The organism is Bradyrhizobium sp. Kon37 (assembly GCF_055807535.1).
The window spans coordinates 1-244 of sequence record NZ_JBVVOY010000321.1 but is presented as its reverse complement, the minus strand read 5'-3'; the positions used below and the strand labels follow the sequence as shown (position 1 = coordinate 244).

Annotated in this window: 1 protein-coding gene; it reads left to right on the top strand. The window is 52.9% G+C overall.

Annotated features, from left to right (window positions below; all coding sequences use genetic code 11):
* The coding region (locus AC0L3J_RS38325; protein WP_473350613.1) for a copper amine oxidase at nucleotides 1-244 on the top strand (244 nt) is incomplete at both ends.

Below are 244 nucleotides of genomic sequence, written 5' to 3'. Positions count from 1 at the left end.
ACCAATTGCTCGTGGTAAAGATGCCCCGTCTAACGCAGTGCTCCTTAATGAAACCATCGCCGACTACACTGGCGTGCCGATGGAGATCCCTCGCGCTATCGCGGTATTTGAACGTTATGCCGGGCCGGAGTATAAGCATCAGGAAATGGGCCAGCCCAACGTCAGTACCGAACGCCGGGAGTTAGTGGTGCGCTGGATCAGTACAGTGGGTAACTATGACTACATTTTTGACTGGATCTTCCAT